Source organism: Candidatus Coatesbacteria bacterium (assembly GCA_014728225.1).
GTDB lineage: Bacteria > RBG-13-66-14 > RBG-13-66-14 > RBG-13-66-14 > RBG-13-66-14 > WJLX01.
This window is the reverse complement of the sequence record WJLX01000133.1, coordinates 1-7,499: the sequence shown is the minus strand read 5'-3', so window position 1 is coordinate 7,499 and position 7,499 is coordinate 1. Positions and strand designations below refer to the sequence as shown.

At 66.0% G+C, this 7,499-nt stretch carries 7 protein-coding genes; 3 read left to right on the top strand and 4 right to left on the bottom strand.

What is annotated here, in order from left to right:
• Positions 1-283: 283 nt before the first annotated feature.
• Entirely contained in the window at positions 284-1,306 is a 1,023-nt protein-coding gene (locus tag GF399_09545) for a hypothetical protein (protein ID MBD3400563.1), read from the bottom strand.
• A 154-nt stretch (positions 1,307-1,460) separates the two neighbouring features.
• Here GF399_09545 and GF399_09540 point away from each other — a divergent pair, with 154 nt between their 5' ends.
• Entirely contained in the window at positions 1,461-2,651 is a 1,191-nt protein-coding gene (locus tag GF399_09540) for an ATP-grasp domain-containing protein (GenBank protein ID MBD3400562.1), read from the top strand.
• A gap of 350 nt (positions 2,652-3,001) precedes the next feature.
• Entirely contained in the window at positions 3,002-3,694 is a 693-nt protein-coding gene (locus GF399_09535) for a redoxin domain-containing protein (GenBank protein MBD3400561.1), read from the top strand.
• Between the two features lie 78 nt (positions 3,695-3,772).
• Here GF399_09535 and GF399_09530 read toward each other — a convergent pair whose 3' ends face one another.
• From GF399_09530 to GF399_09520, 3 genes are read right to left on the bottom strand one after another with little or no spacing between them, the layout of a single operon-like run.
• On the bottom strand, positions 3,773-4,900 hold the full coding sequence (locus GF399_09530; GenBank protein MBD3400560.1) for a hypothetical protein: 1,128 nt from the start codon (positions 4,898-4,900) through the stop codon (positions 3,773-3,775).
• Positions 4,897-5,751: a hypothetical protein gene (locus GF399_09525; GenBank protein MBD3400559.1), complete on the bottom strand. Its 855-nt coding sequence runs from the start codon at positions 5,749-5,751 to the stop codon at positions 4,897-4,899. The genes GF399_09530 and GF399_09525 overlap by 4 nt, the downstream gene beginning before the upstream one ends.
• 9 nt (positions 5,752-5,760) lie before the next feature.
• Positions 5,761-6,726 carry an acetyl-CoA carboxylase carboxyltransferase subunit alpha gene (locus GF399_09520; GenBank protein ID MBD3400558.1) on the bottom strand — a complete coding sequence of 322 codons (966 nt, stop codon included), beginning with the start codon at positions 6,724-6,726 and terminating at the stop codon, positions 5,761-5,763.
• A 186-nt stretch (positions 6,727-6,912) separates the two neighbouring features.
• Here GF399_09520 and GF399_09515 point away from each other — a divergent pair, with 186 nt between their 5' ends.
• Positions 6,913-7,299 (top strand): hypothetical protein, encoded by a 387-nt coding sequence (locus GF399_09515; GenBank protein MBD3400557.1) that lies wholly within the window; start codon positions 6,913-6,915, stop codon positions 7,297-7,299.
• Positions 7,300-7,499 lie beyond the last annotated feature (200 nt).

Genomic DNA, 7,499 nt, shown 5'->3' with positions numbered 1-7,499 from the left:
TTATTGAAACAGCCGCCGGTTTTCCCTCAGGCAAGGAACTCCGATGTTGGGGTCGGAGAGTGATATTCTCCCTTGTCGTTACCTTTTACCCGCCCTGACAATCGTCAGCAAGGGGCTCAGGCTGGGCATCCGCGCGCGTGGGTTTCGGCCGTGAAGGACGTTACGACCGCGCCGCTGCGGGTTGTGGCGGACGCGTCGGCGGGATCGTCCCGTACCGCCGCCGCCTCGAGGTGCGTCTTATTTCGTAAAGTCACCAGATAATTAGTGCAAGAAGTGTGCCAATTCAAGTGCCCGGTCCCCAGGGCGCGGTGTCGCGATCGTCATGCAGGCCGGCGGCGCCGTCGTCATCACCGCCGTCGGGCCCCCAGACACCGTCGTCATCGTTGTCATCGTCATCGTCAGTGTCGTCGCCGGGACCCCAAACATCATCGCCGTCGTCAGCGTCGTCTTCGTCGTCATCTTCGTCATCATCGGTGCCGGAACTGCACAGTCCGGACAGCAGAGCGTCGAACAGGCAGCCAAAGAAATTGAACCCGTCGTCATCTTCGTCGACGGTCACGTCAGCCAGACCGTCACCGTCCTCGGCGTCGATGTAGAAGAACGCGGTGCGGACCTCGTTCTCCGCCAGGGTGATCAAGCGGCTCTCCACGGGGCGATCGCTGGGATCGAGCAGCACCAGGCGGTGCTCCCCGGCCGTCAGCCGAAGATCCAGCCCCCCGTGGGGCAGAGGACCGAGGTCCTCGCCGTCGACCCGCAGGCCGTAACCCGGGGTGTCGCAGGTCACCTGCAGGGTGGCCGTGGGATGCCGGACGGCGTTCTCGGGGGGGAAATGCTCGTCGAAGCCCCGGACGGCGGCCGCCGTCATCAGGGGTGCAACGGCGGCGTATGCGCCGGTGAAGAAACGCTCCTCTAGCACCCGACCGCTGACGCCCACCAGCATCAGCGTCCAGGCGTCATCGGGCTGGAGGAAACAGCCCAGCACGGCGCCGGCGCCGTTAGCGGCCGCTGGCTCCAGAAAGGGGGTGAAGAAGATCGCCGGGACGTTGGGATCCGTCGGGGCCGGAGCTGCAGCGATCTCGCCGCTCCACAAGCGTTTCTGGGGGTCGCCGCCGCTGAAGGCCTCGATCAGCCGCTCCTCCAACAGGGCCGCCGTTGCCGGCTCGCCGCGGTTGTCGATAACCTCGATCAGGGCCAACCGGCGCCCACCGACCTCGAGGACCGTCAGCCGCCGGGCCCGGCCCAGGGAGGAGCCGGCCAGCAACAGACACAAGACGATGATCAAGCGACCCGTTAGCCCAGCTTTCACCGTACCCCCTCGCGCAACTGCGTTACGACAGGATTATAGCAGGACATTTCGCGCCTTGTCCGACGGCTTTTCCTTTACCCCGCGCTATGCTAGGATTACGTCCGCTCGACGATTACCATTCCCCCCGAGTTGAACCCCTGTAGACGAGGTGGAGATGCGTCTCTACGAATACGAAGCCAAGGACATCTACCGCGAGGCCGGTATCCCGACGCCGGGCGGACGCTTGATCGAGAGCGTCGCCGCCCTCGAGGCGGCGGCCGAAGACCTCGATTACCCCGTGGTGGTCAAGGCCCAGGTCCTCACCGGCGGCCGGGGCAAGGCCGGCGGCGTCAGTATCGTTCGCAATCCCGCAGAGCTTCTCGCCGAAGGCCAGCGCATCCTCGCCCTGACCATCAAGGGCTACCCCGTCCGGCGGCTCCTCGTCGAGGAGGCTCTGGACATCGACCGGGAGCTCTACCTCGGCGTAGCCCTCGACCGGGCGCGCTACGGCATGACCCTGATCGCCTCCTCCCGCGGCGGCGTCAACATCGAGCAGGTCGCCGAAGAGGAACCCGCCGCCATCGTCCGCCGTTACTTCCAACCCAGCCAGGAGTACTTCAACCACCAGGGCGTGGCCCTGGCCAAGGAAATCGGTCTCCAGGGCAAACTGCTGCAGCGCTTCGCCGGTGTCGCCGGCGCCCTGCTGAGCATCTTCCACGAACGCGACCTCAAGATGGCCGAGATCAACCCCCTCGTCATCACCACCGACGGCGAACTGATCGCCGCCGACGCCCGCATCAACGTCGACGACGACGCCCTCTACCGTCAGCGCAAGCTCCAGTCCCTGGCGCCCAAGGGCCGCCACGAAGAGGGCGAGCTGACCGAGCGCGAGAAATGGGCCCGCGCCGAGGGCATCCCCTACCTGGACCTCGACGGCGACATCGGCATGTTCCCCGGCGGCGCCGGCTTCGGCATCATGGGCAACGACTTCATCCACCATTTCGGCGGCAAACCAGCCAACTTCATGGACTCCGGCGGCGGACCCACCCCGGAACGCCTGGCCAAGATGCTGCGCCTCCTCGATGAAAACCCCAACGTCAAGGCCATCTTCGGCGCCCGCTTCGGCGGCGTCTCCCGCTGCGACGACTTCGCCAAGGGCGTCATCATCTTCTTGAAGGAACACGGCCTCTCCAAGCCGATGGCCCTGCGCTTCACCGGCAACATGTGGCGGGAAGGAGTGCGCATCTTCCAGGAAGAAAAAGAGCGCAACCCCGAGCTGTTCGAGAAGATCGAGTTCTTCGGCATCGAGACGCCCATCGAGACCGTGGCCCGGCGCGCCGTCGAGCTGGCCGCGGCCGCCGGCTAACCCCGACGGACCGCAACCGTCACCAAAGCGGGGAGCCGGACGGCTCCCCGCTGCGCTCCCGACCGGAGACCTTGATTACCCTGCGGCGGTGTCGCCGATTCCGCCGCCGGAACTGGCACGGTTTTTGCATCTCCGCGGCCGTTGCTGACGATCATAAACGGCCCGCCTCCGCAAAAACCGTGCCAGTTCCGGCGGCGCTGGGGTTCGCGCCGGCCTGGAGAATGGGAACGTTCTTCGTAGGTCTCCGGTCGGGAACGCTTCCAGCGTCACCGCCGTAGGCAAACAAGATAACAATGTGCTAATATGCATTGGAGTCGCACGACAGAGGCACCATCCATCCCGGAGGGATCATGCGCAAACTGTTGATTGCAGCTTTCGTTCTTATGAGCGCCGCGGCGGGGTTCGCCTTGACCGACGACCTGGTGGCCGAGATCATCACCGAGTTCTACACCGCCGGTTATACGGGCTTGAGCGAGCAGGAGATTTTTAACGCCTACGGCACCGACGAGGCCGAGTTGAACGAGTACTTGGACAACCTGTCTGAGGAGCGGCTGGAGGCCATCTTCACCGAGGTCGACCGCCGGTACGGCGAGTTCCAGGACCAGCGTTTCGCCGACATCTACGGGAAGCCGCCGGCCGCTTTCAGCGCGCCGATGCTCGGCGGGGGCGCTTTCGCGCTGGATGAGCTGCTCGATGAGGGCAAGGTGGTTTTCGTCAATATCTTCGCCACCTGGTGCCCGCCCTGCCGGGCGGAGATCCCGGCTTTCCTCGAGCTGCTGGATGAGATCGAGGACTTCGCCGTGGTCGGTGTCAGCGTCGATGACTTCGCCGAGGTCGACGAGCTGGCCGCTTTCGCCGAGGAACAGGGCATCGACTACCCGTTGGTGCTTTACAACCAGACCGGCGACGAGGCGATGGCCTACTACTCGGCGGAGGCCGTGCCGACGACCTGGGTGGTCGCTCCCGACGGCGAGGTGGTCAAGATCATCGTCGGCAGCCGGGAGAAGGAGGGCTTCCGGGAGTTGATCGAAGAGTTGCTGTAGATCGAGTTTTTGCGCAATTCAAGGTCGGGTCCAAGGACCCGACCTTGCATTGCGCTAATGGACAATCACCCCAATAATCTACAACACCACGCCCACGGAAGCCGCCAACGTAATCCTGTCCTCGTCATCGTCGAGGGGCAGGCCGACGGCCAGATCGAGTTCGAAGCCGTCTATCCGCAGGCCCAGCCCGGCGCGGACCTCGGCGGTCGAGTCAGCCGCGGCGGGGGCTGCTCCGTGGTAGCCGGCGCGCAGGGCGACGACGCCGAGAAGCAGATACTCGGCGGCGCCGCAGTAGGCCAGATTGCCGTCGAAGTCGCTCTCGAGTCCGGCGGCCAGGGTCAAGCCCTCCCAGGTGAAGCTCAAGGCTCCGGTTAACAGCCGCGGAGCCAGCTCCTTGACCCCGGCGAGTTCGATGTTGGCCTGGAAGAGGTTCTGCAGGCCGAGGGATAAATACAGCCGTTGCCAGACGAGGGGCACGGCGGCGCTGAGATCCAGGCTGAAACCCTGGTCCCCGGCCAGCTGACCGCCGGCGTCGTCGATCAGCTCCCGGCTGAAGACGCGGAAATCGAAGCCCAGGTAGTAACCGGGACGGTACTCGGGAGCCCGGGAGACCCAGTCCGCGGGGTTTTCCTCGTAGTCCTCGATGTCGTCGCCGTTGCCGGTGTCTTCTTCATCTTCTTCGACGTATTCCTCGATCACGCCGCCGTGGTCGGTTTCCTCTTCCAAGGCCCGCTGAATCAGGTCCTCGGCGCTGGCGGCGTCACCCTCGGGCAGGATGACCTCGGTGCCCAGGCCGACGGCCCAGCCGAAACCCAGGGCGAAGCCCACGTCGCGGTATTCCCCGTCGGCGTCCTCGAGGAACCCGCTGTCCCGGCGGCGCAGCTCGACGGCCAGGGTTCCCAGGCGCAGGCTGTCGGAGACCGGACTGACGTAGGTCAACTGCTGGCCGCCGGCGGCGTGGTCTTGCACATCGGACGCCCCGTAGGCCAGACCGAGACGGGAAGCCTCGTCGTAGGCGGCGCTGAGGGCGTTGGCGCCGGGGAGGAAGCCGGGGTGGCCGGGCAGGGCGCCCGCGGCGCAGCCGAAGAGGTATTCGCGACCGTCGAGGGCCTCGTTCATCCCGGGCAGGGGCTCGGCGGCCGCCGTCGTCGTCAAGGCGAACAGCAGAAACGGGATCAGAAAAATAGTGCTTGACAGCCTACTCAAGTCTGCCCTCCAAAGAGTTCGCGGGAGCGCCAGGCGGCCAGGTGGATGGTGGCGGCGTCCAGATAGCCCAGGGCCCACCAGCGGTCGCCCCGGCGGCGCAGGGCGTTGAGAGTCAGGTCGCCCCAGCCCAGGCCGAAGACGCTCAGGTCGGTCAACTGCTCGTCCCGGCGGTCCAGTCCGCTCGGTTGCTCCTTCTCGGCAGCGGTCCGGGGGTTGAGAGCCTGATAGTAACCCCGGCGGTAGAGGAAGGCGTGGGCCGACTCGTGGGCCAGCACGGCGCCGACGGCCAGGGGATCCTTTTTCAGCGCCGCGGCGACGAAAATGCGCCGGGGGGTGGGCAGCTCGGGCACGCCCGAGCGCGGCGGGGCGACGCTCAACTGCACCATCCCGGGTACCGTCAGCCAGTCGGAGAACTCGACGGGTACGGGCTCCTGGCCGACGGAATCGGCCAGGACGGCCTGCAGGCGTTCGGGGTCGCCGTGGACCAGGTAATCCGTGTACAGGTCACGGACGTCCAACCTGCGATAAGCGGCGGGAGCGCTGCCGTCGCCGAGCACCCCCCGCCGAACGTAGCGCAGGACGAAGTCCAGCTCCTCGAGGGTCTCCCCGTCGATTCGCCGGGGTCGCTCCAGCTCCAGCAGGCTGTTGAGGACCCAGAGCCGCAGGTAGAGGTCGCGCCGGCCGCCGAGAAGCTTCTTCTTGCCCACACCTTTGATTCTGACGACCTTGCCGGAAGCAGTCCCTTTGGGAACCTGCAAGCGGATGCGTCCCGTCGGGGTCTCCAGCTCCAGCGGCGCGCCCCGGGCCGCCTGCACCGGTGAAACGAAAAGCTCCCTGTAGCGCCGGGGCACCGTCCGAACCTAACCGCGGACCGTGGTGAACTCGCCCATCCCCCGAAATTTTTTGTATCGCTGGTCGAGCAACTGCTCACCGCTGAGTTTGCGCAGCTCGGCCAGGTCCGTCACCAGGGTCTCCTTGATGATCTGGGCCGTCTCGACCAAGCCGTTGTGCGCCCCGCCGAGGGGCTCCGGCAGGATGCGGTCGACGATCCCCAGCTCGACCAGGTGGGGACCGGAGACTTTGAGGGCCTCGGCGGCCTCCCGCGCCCGACCGCCGTCGCGCCAGAGGATCGCCGCGCAGCCCTCCGGGGTGATGACGGAGTAGTAGCTGTTCTCCAGCATGTAGACCCGGTCGCCGACGCCGATGCCCAGGGCGCCGCCGGAACCGCCCTCGCCGATGACCACGATGATCAGCGGCACCGGGTAGGTGAACATATCGCGGATGTTGCAGGCGATGGCCTCGGCCACTCCGCGCTCCTCGGAGCCGATCCCCGGGTAGGCCCCCGTCGTGTCGAGGAAGCTGATGATCGGCAGCTCGAAACGGGCGGCCAGCTCCATCACCCGGCGGGCCTTTCTGAACCCCTCGGGCCGGGGCAGGCCGAAGTTGTGCTCCAGCTTCTCCTTGGTGCTGCGGCCCTTCTGATGCCCGACGACGGCCACTGGACTGCCCTCCAGCCGCGCCAGTCCGCTGACGATGGCCCGGTCGTCGGCGAAGGCCCGATCGCCATGGAACTCGATCCAGTCGCTGAAAACCTGCCCGATGTAGTCCAGGGTGTAGGGACGGCTGGGATGGCGCGCCACCTGGACGCGCTGCCAGATCGTCAGGTTCGAGTAGACCTGTTCCTTCATCCGCTCCAGCTTGTCGCTCAGAGCGCTGATCTCATCACGGAAGTCGATCTCGCCCTCGGCGTCGAGCTTCTTGAGCTCCTTGATGCGCTGCTGCAAGTCGAAGAGGGGCTGCTCGAAATCCAGTTTGGCGAATTCCATCTATACTCCCTGTTGGGACCTCATCCACGGCGGTTTCCCGGCGAGCCTGGCGCCGCCGGACTGGCGCCGCCGGATGTGATGAGCTATCATGTACCTTGTCGTCGATGCTGTAAACTAGCACGGCGGGCGCCGGTCCGTCAAGACAGGTCGAGCGCTCCACTCCTGTTCAACCGCGAAAGGCAACCGATGCGTAAAAAACGCAGGCTCCCGCTGCCGGCCCTGGTGACAGCGGCCCTGGTCTCGGCACTCCCGCTGACGAGCTGTGACGAGTTTGAGGACCGCATCGGCGAGCTGGCCGGTGACTGGACGGGATTCTGCAGCTTCCAGAGCGGCGGCACCGGCGTTCTCGAGTTGACCATCGAGCCCGACGGCGACGCCTTCGGTTACGAATCCGTCTACGCCACGCCGATCGGCGGCCGCGCCACCTATCACGGGGACCAGTTCTATCTCTACGCCGACCCCGTCGAGCTCCAGGGCAGCCTGGTCAACGGCGACCTGATCGGGACGATCTACTACACGGGCACGGCCGGCGACGACCAGGGGTCTTTCGACCTGCGAGCCGACGACGACTAACGCTCCGCGGCCGAACACAGCGCCGACGGGTGGGGCCGCGAACCCCGCCCGTTTTCGCACCGCCGGGGGACCGCCGTCTTCTCCCATCGAACCCTCGGACAACCCCGCCCCCCCACCGCCGGAACCGGCACGGTTTTTGCGGAGGCGGACCGTTATCATCGTTAGTAACGGTCGCCGAGATGCAAAAACCGTGCCGGTTC